At 43.9% G+C, this 19,749-nt stretch carries 20 protein-coding genes and 1 pseudogene; 10 read left to right on the forward strand and 11 right to left on the reverse strand.

Going from position 1 to position 19,749, the window contains the following annotated elements; translation table 11 throughout:
• Window positions 1–17: 17 nt before the first annotated feature.
• A pseudogene (locus IM462_RS15705) lies at window positions 18–472 on the forward strand (DUF29 domain-containing protein).
• A 12-nt stretch (window positions 473–484) separates the two neighbouring features.
• Window positions 485–1,234: an amino acid ABC transporter ATP-binding protein gene (locus IM462_RS15710; protein WP_002798269.1), complete on the forward strand. Its 750-nt coding sequence runs from the start codon at window positions 485–487 to the stop codon at window positions 1,232–1,234.
• Between the two features lie 18 nt (window positions 1,235–1,252).
• On the opposite strand, the gene IM462_RS15715 is transcribed toward IM462_RS15710, so the two are convergent.
• The 3 genes from IM462_RS15715 to IM462_RS15725 form a co-directional block, all read right to left on the reverse strand.
• Window positions 1,253–2,818, reverse strand: coding sequence for a cation:proton antiporter (locus IM462_RS15715; protein WP_287700154.1), 1,566 nt, complete (start codon window positions 2,816–2,818; stop codon window positions 1,253–1,255).
• Window positions 2,819–2,976: 158 nt separating this feature from the next.
• Window positions 2,977–6,276 (reverse strand): efflux RND transporter permease subunit, encoded by a 3,300-nt coding sequence (locus IM462_RS15720; RefSeq protein WP_287700155.1) that lies wholly within the window; start codon window positions 6,274–6,276, stop codon window positions 2,977–2,979.
• A gap of 6 nt (window positions 6,277–6,282) precedes the next feature.
• Entirely contained in the window at window positions 6,283–7,482 is a 1,200-nt protein-coding gene (locus IM462_RS15725; protein ID WP_287700156.1) for a hypothetical protein, read from the reverse strand.
• 170 nt (window positions 7,483–7,652) lie between these two features.
• Between IM462_RS15725 and IM462_RS15730 the strand changes: the two genes are divergently transcribed.
• On the forward strand, window positions 7,653–8,414 hold the full coding sequence (locus IM462_RS15730; RefSeq protein WP_287700157.1) for an FkbM family methyltransferase: 762 nt from the start codon (window positions 7,653–7,655) through the stop codon (window positions 8,412–8,414).
• Window positions 8,415–8,803: 389 nt separating this feature from the next.
• On the opposite strand, the gene IM462_RS15735 is transcribed toward IM462_RS15730, so the two are convergent.
• On the reverse strand, window positions 8,804–9,937 hold the full coding sequence (locus IM462_RS15735; protein ID WP_287700158.1) for a glycosyltransferase: 1,134 nt from the start codon (window positions 9,935–9,937) through the stop codon (window positions 8,804–8,806).
• A 293-nt stretch (window positions 9,938–10,230) separates the two neighbouring features.
• Here IM462_RS15735 and IM462_RS15740 point away from each other — a divergent pair, with 293 nt between their 5' ends.
• The 3 genes from IM462_RS15740 to nblS all read left to right on the forward strand — a co-directional run bounded on the left by IM462_RS15740 (window position 10,231) and on the right by nblS (window position 12,940).
• Complete coding sequence (locus IM462_RS15740) at window positions 10,231–10,410, forward strand: replication restart DNA helicase PriA (RefSeq protein ID WP_287700159.1); 180 nt, start codon at window positions 10,231–10,233, stop codon at window positions 10,408–10,410.
• 75 nt (window positions 10,411–10,485) lie between these two features.
• The gene (locus IM462_RS15745; RefSeq protein WP_002737573.1) at window positions 10,486–10,833 is read left to right on the forward strand and encodes a DUF4359 domain-containing protein; all 348 of its coding nucleotides are present in this window, start codon (window positions 10,486–10,488) and stop codon (window positions 10,831–10,833) included.
• Between the two features lie 115 nt (window positions 10,834–10,948).
• On the forward strand, window positions 10,949–12,940 hold the full coding sequence (gene nblS / locus IM462_RS15750; protein WP_287700160.1) for a two-component system sensor histidine kinase NblS: 1,992 nt from the start codon (window positions 10,949–10,951) through the stop codon (window positions 12,938–12,940).
• Here nblS and IM462_RS15755 read toward each other — a convergent pair.
• Window positions 12,921–13,280 carry a hypothetical protein gene (locus IM462_RS15755; RefSeq protein ID WP_002742007.1) on the reverse strand — a complete coding sequence of 120 codons (360 nt, stop codon included), beginning with the start codon at window positions 13,278–13,280 and terminating at the stop codon, window positions 12,921–12,923. The genes nblS and IM462_RS15755 overlap by 20 nt on opposite strands.
• A gap of 235 nt (window positions 13,281–13,515) precedes the next feature.
• The gene (locus IM462_RS15760; RefSeq protein WP_002737932.1) at window positions 13,516–13,923 is read right to left on the reverse strand and encodes a hypothetical protein; all 408 of its coding nucleotides are present in this window, start codon (window positions 13,921–13,923) and stop codon (window positions 13,516–13,518) included.
• Window positions 13,924–13,967: 44 nt separating this feature from the next.
• Here IM462_RS15760 and IM462_RS15765 point away from each other — a divergent pair, with 44 nt between their 5' ends.
• From IM462_RS15765 to folE, 3 genes are all read left to right on the forward strand, one after another.
• The gene (locus IM462_RS15765) at window positions 13,968–14,873 is read left to right on the forward strand and encodes a hypothetical protein (RefSeq protein WP_287700161.1); all 906 of its coding nucleotides are present in this window, start codon (window positions 13,968–13,970) and stop codon (window positions 14,871–14,873) included.
• Between the two features lie 345 nt (window positions 14,874–15,218).
• Window positions 15,219–15,947 carry an SDR family oxidoreductase gene (locus tag IM462_RS15770; protein WP_287700162.1) on the forward strand — a complete coding sequence of 243 codons (729 nt, stop codon included), beginning with the start codon at window positions 15,219–15,221 and terminating at the stop codon, window positions 15,945–15,947.
• A gap of 49 nt (window positions 15,948–15,996) precedes the next feature.
• Complete coding sequence (gene folE, locus IM462_RS15775) at window positions 15,997–16,695, forward strand: GTP cyclohydrolase I FolE (protein ID WP_002738197.1); 699 nt, start codon at window positions 15,997–15,999, stop codon at window positions 16,693–16,695.
• Between the two features lie 55 nt (window positions 16,696–16,750).
• On the opposite strand, the gene IM462_RS15780 is transcribed toward folE, so the two are convergent.
• Window positions 16,751–17,389 carry a phosphoribosylanthranilate isomerase gene (locus IM462_RS15780; RefSeq protein WP_287700163.1) on the reverse strand — a complete coding sequence of 213 codons (639 nt, stop codon included), beginning with the start codon at window positions 17,387–17,389 and terminating at the stop codon, window positions 16,751–16,753.
• Between the two features lie 120 nt (window positions 17,390–17,509).
• On the opposite strand from IM462_RS15780, the gene psaK reads away from it, so the two are divergent.
• The gene (psaK, locus tag IM462_RS15785) at window positions 17,510–17,776 is read left to right on the forward strand and encodes a photosystem I reaction center subunit PsaK (protein ID WP_287700164.1); all 267 of its coding nucleotides are present in this window, start codon (window positions 17,510–17,512) and stop codon (window positions 17,774–17,776) included.
• Window positions 17,777–18,137: 361 nt separating this feature from the next.
• On the opposite strand, the gene IM462_RS15790 is transcribed toward psaK, so the two are convergent.
• The 4 genes from IM462_RS15790 to IM462_RS15805 all read right to left on the reverse strand — a co-directional run.
• Window positions 18,138–18,440, reverse strand: coding sequence for a type II toxin-antitoxin system RelE family toxin (locus IM462_RS15790; RefSeq protein WP_353737341.1), 303 nt, complete (start codon window positions 18,438–18,440; stop codon window positions 18,138–18,140).
• Entirely contained in the window at window positions 18,397–18,624 is a 228-nt protein-coding gene (locus tag IM462_RS15795) for a hypothetical protein (protein WP_002773466.1), read from the reverse strand. The genes IM462_RS15790 and IM462_RS15795 overlap by 44 nt, the downstream gene beginning before the upstream one ends.
• 280 nt (window positions 18,625–18,904) lie before the next feature.
• Entirely contained in the window at window positions 18,905–19,432 is a 528-nt protein-coding gene (locus IM462_RS15800; RefSeq protein ID WP_287700166.1) for a DUF3011 domain-containing protein, read from the reverse strand.
• Between the two features lie 145 nt (window positions 19,433–19,577).
• Window positions 19,578–19,749: photosystem II protein D2 (locus tag IM462_RS15805; protein ID WP_271931852.1), on the reverse strand; the 172-nt coding region annotated here is incomplete at its 5' end.

Consider the following 19,749-nt stretch of genomic DNA (forward strand, 5'->3'; position numbering starts at 1 on the left):
CCATTTGATCAAAGACAATGCTTGCTTTAGAACAGCTTTATGAACGGGAGTATGATCGCTGGTTAAGCGAGACGATCGAGTTATTAAAAAATCGTCAGTTAGATCAGTTAGATTACGAACATTTAATCGAGGAGTTGGCAGCTTTGGGACGAAGCGAAAAAACTGCTGTTAAAAGTTTAAGTTTACAAATGATAATCCATCTGTTACTCTATCAATTTTGGACAACAGAAAAAGAAAAAATAGTAATCATTGGGCGGCAGAGATTATCACTTTTCGAGTACAATTAGAAGATAAGCTCACCACCAATTTAAGTAAATTTCTAGAACTAGAACTAGAGTTAGAAAATATCTATGAAAACGCTCGCTTAATTGCCGAAAAAAAGACAGGATTAAAAAATTTACCGATAATTTGTCCCTACTCTCTGAGACAAATTCTTGAGAAACAGTGGTTTCCCGATACAGACAATCAATAAACTCTCAAAAATATGGAATCTCACAACAGTGAACCGATTATAATTGCCGAAGCGGTGGAAAAATGGTATGATAACCGCTTTCATGCTTTACGGGGAGTGAATCTCACTGTGAATAAACAGGAAGTTGTCGTGATTATGGGGCCGTCGGGTTCGGGAAAATCCACCTTTATCCGCACTTTTAACGGGTTAGAATCCTATCAAAAAGGCCGCATTATTATTGACGGGATAACTGTTTCCCACAACCTGAAAAATATCGAGGCAATCCGTCAGGAAGTCGGCATGGTTTTTCAACAATTTAACCTCTTTCCCCATCTGACGGTATTAGATAATGTCACCCTCGGTCCCATGTGGGTGCGCGGTTGGAAAAAAGCGCAAGCGGAGGAAATAGCGAGAAAACTCCTCGAAAAAGTTGGTATTCTCGAACAAGCGCTTAAATATCCCCCTCAGTTATCGGGAGGACAACAGCAGCGGGTGGCAATCGTTCGCGCTTTAGCTATGCAGCCGAAGGTGATGTTATTCGATGAACCCACCTCAGCTTTAGACCCAGAAATGGTGCGAGAAGTCTTGGAAACGATGCAAAGTTTAGCCAAATCCGGGATGACCATGGTTTGTGTCACCCACGAGGTAGGATTTGCGCGAGAAGTGGCCGATCGAGTGGTATTTATGGATCAGGGTTTAATTTTGGAAATTGCCCCCCCAGCAGAATTTTTTAATCATCCCCAATCCGATCGAACTCAGCAATTTTTAGCAAAAATTCTTTGATTTTCCATGACTTGATCATTAAACCATCTCTTTTTCTTCTTCTACCTCCACTAAAAGGGGAACGAGATTTTCATTTAAACGACCGGCTCGAATTAATTCTGCGTAGGTATTAGCTTCGATATCGAGTAAAGTATCTTGAAATTGTTCGGCCACCACATCTTTTAATTGTGGATGTTCCTGTAGTAATTTTTGCAACTGATCGCCCAAGGACTTTAATTGTCCTTCCACCAGAGTTTTTTTGTCGCGATAAAATTCGGGATCGATATCGGGAAAACGTTCTGGTTGTTGCAGATAATTAGACACCCTAGTTAAAGCAATCTGACGAGCAATTAGGGCCGAATATTCGCTCCGAATCGGTTGATCACCGATAAGATTGAGGGCATTTAATAGCCATTGTATAGATAATCCTTGCACCAATAAAGTAAATAAAACCACCCCAAAAACCACGTCAATAATTTCTTGACGGTAGGGGATAGACGTGGGAACACTTAACGCTAGGGCGATCGAAACCGATCCGCGTAATCCTCCCCACCATAACACCGTTCTTTCCTTGAAACTGATCTTATTGCCCGTAATTAGGTTACTAATTCCCCCTAGTCCAAAAATTGAGAACAGACGGGAAACCACCATAGCGGCGATCGCTATTAAAATCCCGGTTAAGTGACTACCAAGACTCTCAAAGCGGGTTTGATCACCGATCAGTAAAAAGATGATGGAATTGACAAAAAAGGCGATAAATTCCCAAAATTCGCTAACTACCAGGCGCGTGCGGGGACTCATACCAATGCGCGAACCGAGATTACCGAGAATAATCCCGACAATTACCACCCCAATCACACCGGATCCGCCTAATTTTTCCGTGACGAGATAGGTTCCGTATGCAGAAACTAGGGTGAGAGACTGTTCCACGAAAGGCAGATCGAAGCGTTGGGTAAGGTAGGAAATGCCGAAACCGATCACGCAACCCACACCGATGCCAATCCCCACAAAGGTGCAGAAACGAGCGATCGTGACGGGTACGGAAAAGGTATCGACTCCCAAGGGAATCCCCACCAAGAGGACGAAAGCCACCACAGCGACCCCATCATTAAAGAGACTTTCCCCTTCCATCAGGATCGTCAGTTTTTTACTGGCCCCCAATTCTTTAAATAGGGCAATTACAGAGACGGGATCGGTGGCAGCTAGGGCAGCCCCCAAGAGAAAAGCGATCGATAGGGGTAAATTAGCAAAGATATGTAGGGGATAGGCAACCCCCAAAACGGAGATAATCACCCCGATAACGGCAAAAAGGACGATAGTAACCCAATATTCCTTTAATTTAGCCCAAGGAATATTCCAAGCGGCTTCAAAAAGGAGGGGAGGCAGAAAAATTTCCAGAATTAATTCCGGGGAAAGATTAACTAGACGCAAATCTAAAAAAGCTAAACCCATACCGACAATCACTAACAGCAGGGTGTAGGGAATTTTGCGGAGGAAGGCAACGGTTCTCGATAAAGTGGCGACACTCAAGGAAATGGTCAAAACTAGCAGGAATTGCTCTAAATTATGAGCGATCGCCTCGTTAGCAGTAGATTCTAGACTCATTATTTTCAGTTATCAGAGATGGGGTGTGGGGTGTGGGGTGTGGGCTTCGGCCGTGAGCTCAGCCGAACGGGTGTGGGGGGGTGGGGAAGTGGGGAGGTGGGGGAATTTCAACTAATACCCCAAAACCCTAAAACCCTAAAACCCTAAAACCTAACACCCTAGTCATTCGGGGACTGAGGAGAGATTTTCAAAGAGGAAATAGCCCCTTCTTCAACAGATTTTTTTTCCTCCCTTTGCTCATCGAGAGAGGGAGTTTTACTATTGCCAGAACCGCCATCTTTGGGGGGTTTCGAGGAGAGGAATCGGGCCTCGAACTGTTTGATCAGCACATACAACACCGGGACGAGAAATAAACTCAACACCGTGGAAATCAGATAACCGCCTAGGATTGCAGTTCCCAGGGACCAACGACTCATCGCTCCGGCACCGGAAGCGATAACCAAGGGCAAGAAACCAACTAAACCGGAAATAGCCGTCATCAGAATCGGTCTTAAGCGTTCCGTCGAGGCCCGAGCTGCCGCATCGGGAATACTTAAACCCAAAGTACGGGACTGGTTAGCGAATTCCACGATTAAAATCGCATTTTTAGCCGCTAAACCGATCAACATGACCAAAGCCACCTGAGCATAGATATTATTATTCACCGCAGGGAAGAGACTACCCACTTGTAGGAAATTCGCCCGCAACAGTAAGGCCCCCATGGCACCTAGGATCGCTAGGGGAACCGTAATCATGATGATAATCGGGTCGATATAGCTTTCGTACTGAGCTGCAAGGACGAGGAAAACCACGATAAAGGCCAATCCGAAGATAACTGGGGCAGCCCCGGCGGAAGTTTTTTCTTGGAAAGCTGTACCCGTCCAAGCGTAACCGAAACCGGGCTGCAGGACTTTCCGGCAAACATCTTCCATCACTGCGATCGCCTGTCCCGTACTAAAACCGGGGGCGGGACTACCCTGAACGTTAATCGAGGGATAGAGGTTAAAGTTAGTGATAATCGGTGGATAGGTGAAGCGTTTGACGCTAACTAAACCCGATAGGGGAATATTGGCCCCGGTACGGGAACGGACGTAAAGACGGTTAATATCTTCGGGATTAGAACGATAATCCGCTTCTGCTTGGGCAAAGACTCGATACAAGCGATCGCCTAAGACGAATTGATTGACGAAGTTGGAACCGAGATAGGTTTGCAGGGTACCGAAAACGGCCTGCATATCGACGTTTTGCGCCTGTAGCTGGTTGCGATTGATGGAAAGTTCCAACATCGGCGTGTCGGTGGTAAATTGGGTGAAAATTCCCGATAATTCCGGTCTTGTTCGGGCCTCGGCCATGACTTTATTAGCGTTGGCAATCAAAGCGTCCATGGGGAAAGAAGCGCGGTTTTGGATAAATAACTCGAAACCGCCAGTAGAACTTAATCCATCCACGGGGGGCGCATTAACGGCGAAAGCGCGAGCATCTGGGACTTTAGTGGCTAATTGTTGGTTAATTTTCCGCAGAACCCCGAAAACCGACTTATCTTCCCCGGGCCGTTCCGACCATTCTTTTAACTTGACAAAAAATAGCCCTTGGTTGCTGCCACTTCCAGCAAAACTAAAGCCCGCCATACCGACAAAGTGTTCGATTTCTTCGATACCGTCGAGAATTTCTTCGTTAATCTGACGGATAACCTGGTCGGTGTAGCGCAGGGAAACCCCGGGGGGTGCTTGCACCAAAACGAAGGCATAACCTTGGTCTTCTTCGGGGATAAAACCCTGGGGAGTGGTGCTATAACTCCAAGCTGTGAGAAAGAGGGCGGCGATAAAGAAGGGTAACACTAAAAAACGGATGCGGATCAGAAATTCGATCGAGCGTCGATAGCCCTCTTTAACTGCGTTGAAACCCCGATTAAAGCCCTCGAAAAACAGTCCCAAGGGTCCGCGGGTACCTTGGGGCGGTTTCATGATAATCGCCGACATGGTGGGGGAAAAACTGAGGGCGTTAAAGGTGGAGATGATAATTGAAGCGGAGATGATGACGGCAAATTGTCGATAAACGATCCCCACCGTACCGGGGAAGAAGGTGACGGGAATAAAAACTGCCAGCAGTACAAGAGAACTAGCGATCACCGCCGAGGTTAACTCACCCATGGCATCGAGGGCAGCTTGAAATGGCCGCATTCCCTGCCGTAATTTTTCCGATACCGCCTCTACAATCACGATGCCGTCGTCCACCACTAAACCGGTGGCCAGAATGACGGCAAACAAGGAGAGGTTATTGAGAGAATAGCCTAAAGCCAGGGCGACGGCCATGGTTCCGATCAAAGATACGGGAATAGCGATCGCTGGAATGATCGTGGTGCGCCAATCCTGAAGGAAGATAAAAATGACGAGAATAACCAGTAAAATCGCTTCAACCAGAGTGCCAAAGGCTTCTTCTAGGGAAGCGGCGACAAAGGCGGTATTATCGAGGGTAATGGCGATATTTAACCCCGGGGGGAAACTTGGTTCTAGTTCCGCCATTTTTTCTTTTACCAGTTTGGCAGTATTCCAAGCGTTGGAACCGGGCAACTGATAGACGATATAGACAACGGCGGGGGATTTGTCGAAATAGGCGGCGGTACTGTAGCTTTCGGCTCCGATTTCTGCGCGTCCTACGTCTTTAATTCGGATTAAATCGCCATTTTCCCCGACTTTGACGACAATATTTTCCGCTTCCTCCCCGGTGGCAACCCTACCAACGGCGCGAATGGCGATCTGGAATTGCTGCTCTTCGGGACTGGGATCACCGCCAATTGTCCCCGCACCCACCTGAATATTCTGTTCTCGGATCGCCTGTACTACTTGTTCCGCCGATACACCCCTAGCGGCTAAAGCATCGGGATTAAGCCAAAAACGCAGGGCGTATTCCCTTTCCCCGATGATTGTTGTACTACCAACCCCCTCGATCCGGCGAATCTCAGCATCGATGACTCGGTCAACAAAGTTACTTAAAAAGACCGTATCGTAGGGATAATTACCCTTTTCGTCCGGTTTGGCGGAAATCCCGTAGGCAAGGGTAACGCTGGGGGATTGGGTATTGGTTGTCACCCCCTGCCGGTTCACTTCTTCCGGTAAACTAGCGGCGGCGGTACTGACACGGTTTTGTACCAACACTTGGGCAATGTTACGATCCATTTCCACCGGGAAAAAGACATTCACCGTACTTTGTCCTGTGTTGGTACTCTGGGACTGCATATAAACAATCTGTTCTGTCCCGTTAATCTGGCGATCGAGTACCGTGGTAACGTTATCCTGTACGGTTTTGGCATCGGTTCCCAAATAGTTGGCATTTACCGCTACCTGAATAAATGCCAACTGGGGCAGTTTTTCTAGGGGTAAAAAGGGAACAGCGATCGCTCCGATCAAAACGATTAAAATCGAGCAAACTGTGGTCAGAACGGGTCTTTTAATGAAGGTATCGGCAATACTAAGGATCATAGGGCGTTACTGGTTCATCTTTTCTAGGATAGTTGCGGCGGTGGGAGATTTACGAGTCAGATAATTAAATATTAATAGTTTAAAGATGGTATCTAGGATAACGGGAACCGTGGCCACAAACAAGCTAATAAATGTAATATTCTCGCGCCAACCAAAGTGCCGGAACAAAGTTTCTAAGATTACCGTCCAACCCTCCGCCGAGTGAAACCCGACAAATATATCGGTAAAGAGAATAAAGATAAAGGCTTTGGTTATGTCATTTAAGCTGAGAAAATAACGACTAACATAAGCTCGCGTAATTGCCAATTGTTGACGACCAAAAATTAAGATCGCAATAAAGGCTATTAATCCAGTTATATCGGAGAGTAAGTTTTTCCAACCATCTTGACTTTCATAACCCGCTTCTTTAAATAATTCCTCGACCTGTTCTCGAAAGGTTTCTTCTGATTCATGTCCTACTTTTGCTACTCCTAAAACGTGCTTGATTTCTTGTATTTCTTGAAGTCTAGCAAATTCCCTGAGATATTTTTCGCCAATTTCCTGAGAAATATAAACTTCTGATATTTTCGCTCTATCCACACCCAAATAGTTTAAAATAGGGCTAAAAATAAAGTTTCTACTAATAACCTGCACCAAGAGAGAAACTAAAATAATAATCAGGATAAAACGAATAGCAATACGTTGCTGTTGTCGCAGGGTACGGAGTTGTTTAATAACGGTTTGTTCGTATTCTGGGGTTAATTCTTGCTGGAAGTTAAAAAATTTATTACCGGTTGCAGGAGAAATTGTCTGGTTAGTTTTATCCCTGGGGGTGTCACTGGTGAGATTGGTATTAGGCAGATTTGGGGTTTGATTATTCGGTAATGGGGGCAGCAATTCCTCTAAGTCTAGGCGATATTTACCGATAATATCCTCGATCGCCTTTAAAGTCTCTAGGATGTTATTATTTTCTGGGTTAGTTTGCGGATTAAAAAAATTACCCAGACGCACTTGAGTTAAATCGAAACGTATCTGTAATAATTCTCGCTCTAGGGTACTTTGAAAGTAATCATAAACACTTTTTCCTCCCACGGCAGCTGGGGAAATTTTTTGTCCCCCAAAATGTTTATCTTCGATCGCTTTAATTTTCAGCGCTCTCTGATAAGCTGATTCTAGGGCCACTAAAGAGCGTCTTTCTACCCATTGATTAACTCGATTCCAAGGCACGGCTATAATCCTCGCTTTTCTGTCATCACAACTTATATTTATTCTACAAAAAACATCCAGTCCTCGCTACTGTAATTCTTAAGCTTGCTTAAAAAATTTTTCTGCAAATACTTGACTTCAAGGAAACTTTAGGTTAAAGTCTTGACAATCCTTTTGAATAACTGCCGTTTATGGATAAAAAGCTAATCAAACAATTGCTGAAAAAAGATAATCCGATTATCTTAGAAGTAGGTGCCCACAAGGGTACTGACACTCTTGGATTTCTCAAGGAATTTCCCAGAAGCAAAATTTATAGTTTTGAACCCGATCCGCGCGTAATTGCACAACACAGAAATCTAGTCAACGATCCTCGCTCTCAATTGTACGAATTGGCTCTATCCGATCAAGATGGTGAGGCAGTATTTTATCAAAGTGGTGTGCAAGTAGGTGATAAACTCAAACACGCTGCTTCTTCTTCTCTGAAAAAACCGCAGGAACATTTGAAAGTTTATCCTCAAGTCCCTTTTAATAGTTCTACCACCGTTAAAACTATGCGCTTGGATACTTGGGCAGAAGAAAATAATATCACAGAAGTTGATTTTATTTGGGCAGATGTGCAGGGAGCCGAAGAACAGTTAATTAGAGGTGGTTTAGAAACTTTAGCTAAAACCAGATATTTTTATACGGAATATGATGATCGAGAGTTGTACGAGAATCAGATTAATCTCAGAACAATTCAATCTTTGATTCCTGAGTTTAAATTTGTTTGTTTCTATGCTAATAACGTTCTGTTTAAAAATAGCCGTTACCTAGATTTAGGACTGGATATTTTATCAGACAGACTTTTGACTAATTACCATATCTATACCAAAGAAAGGGCTTATTTTCGTCTACCTTCTTTTAAGACTGGATTACGCAAGCTTTCTCAGAAGATAACGGGCAAAAAAGGTTAATAACACTCCCAAAGATTAATGGTTCTTCGGCACTTGTTATGCAATCACAAATACTGGACTTGACGCGTAAGGTTTTCAGGATAAGCAAAGAGTCCTTAGCATACTACCTGCCGAAGAACCAAATTAATTTTGTTGGGTTAGGGCAATATTAAAATCCACCTTTGTTTTCTAAAAACAGTTGATTGTCTAACGCAAAGGTACATCTCTACTTTCGAGAAATATCCATAGTATTACATTTTAGGGTGCATTGGCTGCATCTTCACCATTGGTAAAATATAACGTTTCTCATCAAAATAAAGTATAACCTAATTGGTTATCGACCACCGATGACTGACTCCCTAAAACGAAAACCTCCTAGCTCACCATTAAGATAACTGATCTAATTAAACTTAGCAATAACTTTTATACATTGAATTTTCCTCGACAAATAAACTATAGTTACTTTGAAAGATTTCAGGAGTGAATTTATTAGCCTGTTGCCGACAATCTTCCGGATCAATTTTATCACCGTGATCAACAAAATATTTAACCGCTTCTACCAAAGATTGGGGATTTTGTTCCCCAAAAAGTAATCCTGTTCCCTGGGGAGAATTTTCCCGCAGATCCCGCACGGTTTCTAAAGCACCTCCGGCAGCAAATGCAATCACGGGAGTACCACAAGCTTGCGCTTCCACTAAAGCAATACCAAAATCCTCACAGGCAGCATAAATAAACGCTTTTGCTTTCGACATATATTCTGCTACTATTCGATCGGACACTGCCCCTAAAATCTGAATATTATCCCTGGCTAACTGACGAATTAAAGCCATTTGTGGACCATCTCCAATAACCACTAGGGGTAATCCCAAGTGATTAAATGCCTCCACAATTAAAGGGACTTTTTTATAACTAACCAAACGAGAGACTACTAAATAAAAATCTTCTTTTTTCTCTTGGTAGGGAAAACGCTCAATTTGTACGGGAGGATAAATAACTTTTGCCTCCCGTCGATAACAGCGCCAAATTCGTCTAGCGGTGTGGTGGGAATTAGCCAGAAAATAGTCCACACGATTAGCAGAAATCACATCCCACTGACGCAAACCATGCAAAAGATAACGGGTGAAAATACCGGGTAATCCCTGTCCTAACTTACTATTAGCCAGATAGTCAAAAGTTAAATCCCAAGCATAACGCATCGGAGTGTGACAATAACAAATGTGAACCTGATCTGGTCGTATTAAAACCCCTTTAGCCACACAATGGGAGGAGGATAAAATCACATCATAATCCTCTAAATTTAACTGCTCGATCGCCAGGGGAAGAAAAGGTAAGTATTTTTGTACGCCATTTCTCGCTTTCGGGAAGTTTTGCAGAAAAGTTGTCCCGATCGAGCGACCATAGAGATAACTATCGGGATTAGTGGACTCAAAATCGATCAAAGCGTATAAATCCGCCTCTAGACATTGTAAAATCTCCTTAACCACTAATTCTGATCCCCCCGTCGCCTTTGGGGTTAACCACTCGTGAACCAGAGCGTACTTCATAGGATAATCAATAATCTCAGCCGTAATTATAGCAGTAAGGGATCGGCAGTTTAAGAGTTCACTTTCTGGTTTTCTCTTTGCCAAAATTACCGACACTTATCTGATCAAGGTAAAAAACCCTAGGAAGAAATTATTAAATTTTTCAAGAAAAATTGCAAAGTTTAGTAAAAATTACTAGCCAGATCAGATGATCGAGTTCATAATGGGGATCAAGGAAAAAATAGGCTTAAACCGATTGGGATCAAGAAAAACTAGCTTTACATACAGAAGATAACTAATTAATGAGGTTTGCTATGATCACCCTGCAACAAGTACGCTGTCCTAATTGTGGAAATTTTGCCGAAAGACAGCATATTTTAGAACACCATCTCGTTAGCACCGCCTGTTCTCACTGTGATTATCTGTTAGTTAGTTGCAGTGTCACAGGAAATGTACTAGAGTGCTATGCACCCGGTATTGGTTTAAGAAATTAACACTGCCCCCTAGTCAGATCGAAAATGTCTTGTCAAAATAGAGTGGAGAAGACAAAATCAAGGAGCTAAGTAGCTATGGGGGGTAATTTCTTCAAGGGAGCGATCGCCCTGGGGGTAATAGCGGGGATTATGGGATTTACCAATCCCCCACAAGAACTTTACAGCGAATACGCCGCCGAAAAACTCCTCGCTCATGCCGACAAAATCGCTTGCGAGAAAATCAGTCTCTGTGACTCGATCGATTCTTTACCGGTGGCAGCCAGAAATGTGATCAAAAATCAAATCTTAAAACCAGCGATCGAAACCTCTAGTCAACGGCAAAATTTAGGTGTGTTCAGTATTTACACCACAGAAGTACCGGGGGTGGCTAAAATTAGAACTATTGGCGCTTTTGGGCATTTCTTAACTTTCTCGGAGACTTAGGCTTTGATTAGTGCTGGTTTAACGGCTACCAGCTTAATAATGAGTTAAGATAATCATGTTAACCCGCGATTTGAGCGATAGACTCCTTAAGAACACCGATTAATGCTGCCTAACCGTGTTTAATTTTCTGCCCATTCTCCGAAAAGCGATCGCCCGTTGGTGGTCCGAATTCACTCTCCAAACTAAATTAATGGCTGCGGCTACTTTAGCCGTTTCTTTGTTGATGAGTGGTTTAACCTTTTGGGCGGTTAACACGATCCAGCAGGATGTGCGTCTCAATGATACCCGTTTTGGCAGGGATTTAGGGCTGTTATTAGCCGCTAATGTCTCCCCCCTCATTGCTGAGGACAATTTAACCGATTTAGCCCGTTTTTCAGCCCGTTTTTATAGTAGTACCTCCAGTGTGCGTTATTTGATCTACGCTAACGAGGAGGGTGAAATATTTTTCGGTATTCCCTATTCTACCGCCGAAGTTAAAAATTCCCTGACGATCGAGCGTCGCATTCAATTACCGGAAAATTATGGCGAAAATGGGGAAACTCCCCTCATCCGTCAGCATAAAACCCCCGACGGTGAAGTAACCGATGTCTTTGTTCCCTTGAATCATGAAGGCAAATATTTGGGAGTATTAGCGATCGGAATCAATCCTAACGCTATTGTGGTGGCTTCTTCTAATCTAACCCGTGATGTGACTATTGCCGTTTTTGTCTCGATTTGGGCTATGGTGATTCTCGGGGCAGTTTTTAATGCTTTAACTATCACCAAACCGATCAAGGAGTTATTAGTCGGGGTCAAAAATATTGCAGCGGGAAATTTTAAGCAGCGCGTTGATTTACCACTAGGAGGAGAGTTAGGGGAATTAATTATCAGTTTTAATGAAATGGCGGAAAAGTTAGAACGATACGAAGAACAAAATATCGAAGAAATGACCGCCGAAAAAGCCAAACTAGATACGTTAATGTCCACTATTGCTGATGGGGCGATTCTTTTAGATACTAACTTTCAATTATTATTGATTAATCCCGCAGCTCGGGAAATATTTGGCTGGGAAGATCGGGAAATTATCGGTAAAAATGTTCTACATCTTTTTCCCTCGGAATTAACGGTTAAACTAACTAAACCCCTCTATCAAATTGCCGCGGGAGAAACCCTCCAGCCTGAAGAAGCCGCTAATCAAAATCATAAAAATGCTGTTATTGATGGGGAAAATAATAACTATGCACCAGCGGAATTTAGATTGTCTTTAACTCACCCGAAACCCTGCACAATTCGCATTTTGTTAACTCAGGTATTCGATCAGTATCGGGAGAATGTCCGGGGAATTGCTGTGACGCTACAGGATATTACCAGAGAAACAGAATTAAATGAGGCAAAAAGTCAATTTATCAGCAATGTTTCCCATGAGTTAAGAACCCCTTTATTTAACATCAAATCTTTTATTGAAACCCTGACAGAATTTGGTGAGGATCTCAGCGATACAGAAAAAAGAGAGTTTTTAGAAACCGCTAATCATGAAACCGATCGCTTAACTCGTTTGGTTAATGATGTTCTCGATCTTTCTCGGTTAGAATCCTCGCGTAACTATAACTTAGATGCGCTCGATATCGGACAATTAATCGAACAAACCCTGAGGACTTATCAACTCAATGCTAGGGATAAAGGACTAGAATTAAGCTCGGACATTGAAGCCAATTTACTGCCAATTTTAGGTCATTATGATCTACTCTTACAGGTATTAACTAATCTAGTCGGTAACTCCCTAAAATTTACTCCTGCTGGCGGTAAAGTGGTGATTCGTGCCTATGAAATCAGCAAAGATAATCCCCAAGAAACTCTCAAAATTCGCGTGGAAGTATCCGATACTGGTATTGGCATCGATGCCGAGGATCAAATTGCTATATTTGATCGCTTCTATCGGGTAGAAAATCGCGTTCATACCCTAGAAGGGACGGGATTAGGATTATCGATCGTCAAAAATATTATCGAAAAACACTATAGTCAAATTCATTTGATTAGTGAAGTGGGAATTGGCACAACTTTCTGGTTCGATCTAGATTCATATCAAGGCTCGATCGCCAGCAAAAAAATTAACGACGTGAGTTTATAAAAGCCAAAGTAATACTGCCCAAAATCATGGTTAATAATAGCAATAATCCCTTATTTCTGAGACACCAATTTTTAAAAACCCTAGGAAGAGGGAGAGGAGGAATTTTTTCGGCTATTATTTGGCTATTTTTGTATAAAGTGCAGCTGGTAGCGTAGGGACGTTGGGGAAAATTACAGCTATCATCGCCATGATACAGACAAGTCTCACACAAAAACTCGCCAGTGACAGCTTGATGTAGGGTCATGCCGGGATGACCATAAGCCTTTAAAATATTAGCACAGTAGGGACATTGTAAGGCTTGACTATCGACCTTGTGCTGACAACGAGGACAGGTAATCATGATCGCTAAATTTTCCCTTTGAGGATTGTCATTGCTAAGGTAGATCCCCCCGCCTATCGGCACCCCCCTTATCAAGGGTAGATCCCCCCGCCTATCGGCACCCCCCTTATCAAGGGTAGATCCCCCCGCCTATCGGCACCCCCCTTATCAAGGGGGGCAGGGGGGATCGAACCCAAAATCTATCTTCAATTTGATTATAACCAGCTACTTAGCAAAATCCCCGGGCTTTTTCCGGTTATCTCACTAAATAGCTGCGCCATTGGGAGGCAACTTCTTCGAGTAAACGCCAAGTTTTCCCCTCGATCTGTCTTTGTAAATAAAGATCAAAATTGTTGTGTTGTTTGGTATCTTTTTGATGGGGCAATTGTAGAGTTAGATCGTAATCTCCCTGCAAGTGATAAGCGGGCAAATTACCCACATAAATCGGTTCCAGACTGGTGACATTAATTTTAGCAATTTTTACCGACGGCTCATCGATCTGTAAAGATTGACTAAGGCGATCGGATGTGTGACGAAATTGTAATAAAAGGGCTTTGGTGACGATTTCTCCAGGGGGGGCAAATTCTTGGGGGGGAGTGACACTACCACAAGCAGTCAGGAAGACAAGGAAAATACTGGTTAAAAAACTGAGAAAACGGCGCATAGAATGATATTTTGAAAAAGAATGGCAGCGAGTTAAGAAAGATTATGACTCAACCAAATGAGCGAGAGAATTTCAGCCAAGCAGAAACGGTGATCCGACTACAAGAGGCGATCGAGCAGTTAAATTTGATCGTTTCCCAACTTAACACGGGAACGGGGATAGTGTTACCCCCAAAAGTTGCCGTTGATAATCTTCTTAACTCAACGCAACAGTTAGCCGCTGCTTTAAAACCAGACGAATTCGCCGGAGTTGAGCAAAGTTTAACCCCAGATTCTCCCATCGAAGCAGTCGAGGGAATCGACGATATTTTACCAGATTTCGAGCAGGTGGAAGGGTGGTGGACGGCAATTTTGAACAAAATTCGCCGACTTTTACCGGCAGGAATTAGCGAAAAAATTCCCGATTGGTTAATCACCGGCTTGTTAACAGGAAGTTTAGTCACTATCCTCTTAGTAGCCGTGATCAGTTTACCGAAAAATCCGGCAGAAATTGCCGAAAATATGCCCGAAGTTGTCTCTAGTCCCCCACCGGCAGCCGGGGAAATTATCGAAACCCCCCCAGAATTAACCGCACCAGAGGCACCGATTCCCGTCCCGATTACTAAAGCAAAACCACGATTAACTCCCGAACAAAGTTTAGTCGCAGCTATTCAAGAGGAAATTACCGATTTAACTACTCGTTATCCCACCGGGATTATTTCTACTATAGAAGCGGACTTTTTGGCTAGTCGTCTAGTAGTTATTTTGGGCGATAATTGGTATAGTCTCGAGGCATCACAACAGGATAAATTGGCTAATTCGGTTTTTCAACGTTGCCAAAGTCTCGATTTTCGCCGCTTGGAAATGAAGGATAATGAAGGAATTCTCCTCGCTAGAAGTCCCGTTGTCGGCGATCAAGTGGTGATTGTCAATCGCACTCAACCCACCGCTGCCATCTCCTCCGGTGAGTAGTTGTGAGCGCAGGGGAAGAGAGTTTTCGACCAAGACAGCCGCAAGAATTCTCGCCCACCAGGCCGCTTTTTTCTCTCCCTGGTTAGATATCTATCTGAATATACACAAAGATTAGTGATCCCTGACTTAACAGTGCTATAATTGGCTAGGTAAAATTTTGTAACGATTCTTAATCTTGAACCTACCCGATAGTCAATGCTTCCCCCCGCCTGGGTGGGCCGCAGCAATTTTGGTGCGAGAAAAATTGCTCCGATCTAACCCAACTCCCTTAAAACTTTCTAGGGTCCCCCTAACCGCCAAAATTTTGCCCTAACTACCAAGAATTAAGAGATTTCAAACTATACCATGAACTCTGTTATTCGTCAACAGCGAGCGCTGATCACCGGAGCCAGTAGCGGCATCGGCAAAGAAACCGCCCTCGCTTTCGCCAAGGCGGGAATTAATCTGGTTTTAATCGGTCGCGATCAGCAAAAATTGGCAACCGTGGCGGCAATGGCGGCAGATTTAGGCGTATCAGCCCAAGCTTACCCCTTAGATTTGGCAGATATCCCGGAAGTAGCTCCTAATATCGCTAAAATCGCCCAAGAATCCGGACCGATCGATATCCTGATCAATAATGCTGGCATGGGTTACACAAATCCCTTAGCTGACACACCTTTGTCAGACTGGCAGCGGGTGATCGACCTGAATTTAACCAGTGTTTACCAGTGTGTGCAGGGGATTTTACCTGCTATGCGTCAACAGGGAGGAGGCACGATCATTAACGTTTCCTCGATCGCCGCCGATAATTTTTTTCCTGATTGGGGGGCCTATAGTGTCAGCAAAGCTGGATTAGTGGCATTTTCTCGCATTTTAGCGATCGAGGAGCGGGCCAACGCCATTCGTGTCACGATTATCACCCCCGGGGCTGTCAATACTCCCATCTGGGACAGCGATAGCGTCAAAGCAGATTTCGATCGCTCGGCCATGTTAACCCCAGATATCATCGCTCAGGCCATTCTGCAAGCGGTGTTACTGCCCAAACAGGCCGTAGTGGAAACGATGACCATTATGCCCAGTGCGGGGGCATTATAACCCAAAATACTTCTATTTATCAATCAATTCGCCTACAGGCATTCTCATTATGACCATAGCTTCTTCTAACGGTTTAAACGGTAATCTAACCGACGCTATCCAAGCACGCGTGACCACTCGCCCCGATCGCAACACCCACAATGGCAAAACCGCTCAAATTCATCCGACTTCCGACGAAAACAAAGAACAGATGATGGATGCGGTCAGAAATATCCTGATCTCGGTGGGAGAAGATCCCGAAAGAGAAGGTTTATTAAAAACCCCCAAACGGGTGGCCGAAGCGATGCAGTTTCTCACCCAAGGCTATCAACAATCCCTGGAAACCCTCGTTAATGGTGCGATCTTCGATGAAGGTCATAATGAGATGGTATTAGTGCGCGATATTGACTTTTTTAGTCTCTGTGAACATCATATGTTACCCTTCATGGGTCGGGCCCACGTTGCCTATATTCCTAACCAAAAGGTGGTCGGATTAAGTAAATTGGCCCGCATTGTGGAAATGTATTCCCGTCGTTTACAGGTGCAAGAGCGCCTCACCCGTCAGATTGCCGAAGCGATTCAAGAAATTCTCGACCCCCAAGGGGTTGCAGTCGTCATGGAAGCAACCCATATGTGCATGGTGATGCGCGGGGTGCAGAAACCAGGCTCCTGGACTGTCACCAGCGCCATGTTAGGAGTCTTCCAAGACGAGCAGAAAACCCGCGAGGAGTATCTTAACCTGATCCGTCATAAACCCAATTTCTTCTAGTCAGGGAAATGGGGGAATTCAGCTAAAACCCCAACACCCAAAACCTTCTAACTGATCACTGATCACTGAATTTTTGCAGTCGCTCTAACAAGAGGGCGACTTTTTTTAGGTCTTTATCACCAGGCGCTCGCTCAACGCCGCTAGACACATCAATGCCATCGGGGTGCAGCCGAGTTAAAGCTTCACCAATATTATCGGGGTTGAGTCCTCCGGCGAGAAACCAGGGCAAGGGGGGCGAAAAACTGGCTAAGGCTTGCCAGTCTAAGGTATGTCCCGTACCGCCAAGCAATTGGGGATGGTAGGCATCTAAAAGTAAAGTATCGACGCTATTAAAGTAAATTGCCGACTTTTCCCAACTTTCTCTGTCTTTGATCCGCAAAGCCTTGATAATTTCCCGGTCGGGTAATAATTGCCGCAGCCTTTGGCAATATTCGGGAGATTCCCTACCATGTAACTGCACACTTGTCAAGGGGGTTTTAACAATTATTTGCTGAATAATTTCCGGTTGCTCGTCGGCAAAAACCCCGATAAAATCGATTTTGTCGGGGATTGCGGCGATAATGGCGTTAATTTGCTCGATGTTGACGTAACGAGGCGAACTCGGTACGAGGATAAAACCTAAGGCCGTAGCTCCTAAATTGGCGATCGCTCGCCCCTGGTCTGGTTGGGTAATGCCGCAAATTTTAATTCGCATTTAATCTTATTCGCAAAACGTTACAAAAACTGTTAAGTATTCAAACAAAAAGCAGTTTCGGGTCAAGAGCTTTTTATAATTCCCTGTGATTAACAAAATCTTATCAAGACTGGAGCGCAAATGATCCCTTCCGCCTTACTTTTAGCCACTGCTCAAACCATTCCCTGGAATTTATCCGTCGGCATTACCATGACGTTAGCTAACCTAGTAGCCTTCGTTATCGGTTATTTTGCCATCCAAAATACCGGAGCAGGTCCGGCTTTACCCTTGCCGCAGTTGGCCTCGAAAAAAAACTTCGGTCTGCCGGAATTATTGGCTACCATGAGTTTTGGCCATATTCTCGGTGCGGGACTGGTTCTCGGTCTTTCTAACGCGGGTATTCTCTAATCAGTGATCGGTGATCGGTAATCAGTAACCAGTAATCCTCAGAGAGAGGAGCCAGTAGTCAGGCTTCGGCCGTGAGCTCAGCCGAACGGAGAACTAAGCATAAAGAGATTTTAGGCAACTTCATCCCTATTTTCCCATTTTTGAACTCTCAAAAGTTAATTAGGGCTTGCTGAATAAATCCAAAAACCTTGTTGGGTAAGACTTAGACCTTTTTGAAATCCAAAAGTAATGGATATGGGAGTGATCGGGGTAAAATTCAGGTACTTTTTCCCTGAAAATTAGGTAACTGACTACCTCAAAATCGGTAAAACCCAACACCCCACACCCTGCCCCCAGGAAAAACTTTTTCAGCAGACCCTAATTAATCGTAAATATTGCCTCTAAAGTTAATCTCATAAATAAAGATTTCGTCTGTTTCCTTGCCGATTTCAAAAATAACTCGCATTTTGCCAACACGAAGTCTGGAGAATCCTTTCAACTCACCTTTAAGTTTTTTGATATCAAGTTCTTCAGGGGGATAAACGTTTTGAATTTCAAGGCAGGTTTTGAGAATACCAATTTTAGTCAAAACAGATTTTCGGCTATTGGCATCTAGTTTCTCCAAAAATTTATTGGCTGATCTACTGATCCTGATCTTCACGATTAAACCAGTCTGTAATATCAACGAAGCCGTCGTCTTTGTAATCAACAGGATTAAAGTTTGCTTCTATGTCAGCCTGTTCTATATCATCAACATAGGGAATCAGCATCTCGAAGAATTTAAACCATTCTTCCCGCATAACTTCGCGGACGCTTTCCTTGATGATAGTTTTGAGCATTAGAGCATCTAAGGTGTTTGCCGGCTCCATATATTTTCCTCCAATCTACTTGAATTCTAGCAGCAGATCAAGAAAACGGGTTTCTTACAGCAGTTATCTTAAGGATTTTAGTTTTCTCAAGCTACTGTTCGAGGCAAGTCAAGAGATTGGGAGAGATTCAGGTAATACAAGGATAGGCGGTTAAAGTGCCTCTTAGCTTACCTGATAACGTTCTTAAAATCTATCTTCAGTAAAAGTTACTCATTTTAGCTATCTAGCTATATAAATGAGTAACTTCAAAAGGTTTTAGATAGGGTTTTGGTTTCTATATTTAACCCCGATCCTCACAAACAAAGTCCACTACTCGATCGATTTCCCGGGATGAGCGGATGCGACGACTACCGCTGCCGAGTTCGCCACCACGACAATTGGCCCACCAACGTTCGCGACTGCCATTAACGATCGCATCAAATTCTCTAATTCTGCCACTATCATAATAACTGCGGCGATCAACGACAAAACGACCGATATTGGGGAGGCGAAATTCTTTGTAAAGATTATCTTCCCAACCGCCACCAGAATTACCGTGATGGTTGTCGGTGCGTACCTCAAACTCGCCCCGACAACCATTTCTCACCACAATATTGCCGTTTTCGAAATCCCAATTACCCTCACAGGGAGCAGCGGAGCGAGTGCGGATTAATCTGACTTGGGCCCATCTAGCGTTCACAGGACAGCGAGTAGTGCGACCGCTTTGACTTTCACAATTAACTCTCGTGGTTCTGGCCGCTGCTGGCTCGCTCCCCAGGGGATAAATTAGCAACAAACCGAGACTAGATAATAAAATTTGGCGAAACATTGTTTTTATCTCCAAGAAATTCTCTAGTTTATCTTACAGGGGTATCCAGAAAATGAGTAGTAGTGCTTGAAGTGCCTTAATCAACAAAAAAGAAGGGTGATTTAACTTCACCCTTCCCCCTATTCGGTAAATTTTCTTGCCATCCTTAGAGAGCGTTACCCCGAGGTAATACTTCTTCAGGGAAGATAAAGTTTTCGTGGGGTTGGTCTTGGGGAGCCATCCAAGCTCTCAGACCTTCGTTAAGCAGAATATTTTTAGTGTAGAAGGTTTCAAATTCCGGGTCTTCCGCCGCTCTCAATTCCTGAGAAACGAAGTCA

The organism is Microcystis sp. M144S2, assembly GCF_020246065.1.
GTDB lineage: Bacteria > Cyanobacteriota > Cyanobacteriia > Cyanobacteriales > Microcystaceae > Microcystis > Microcystis ichthyoblabe_A.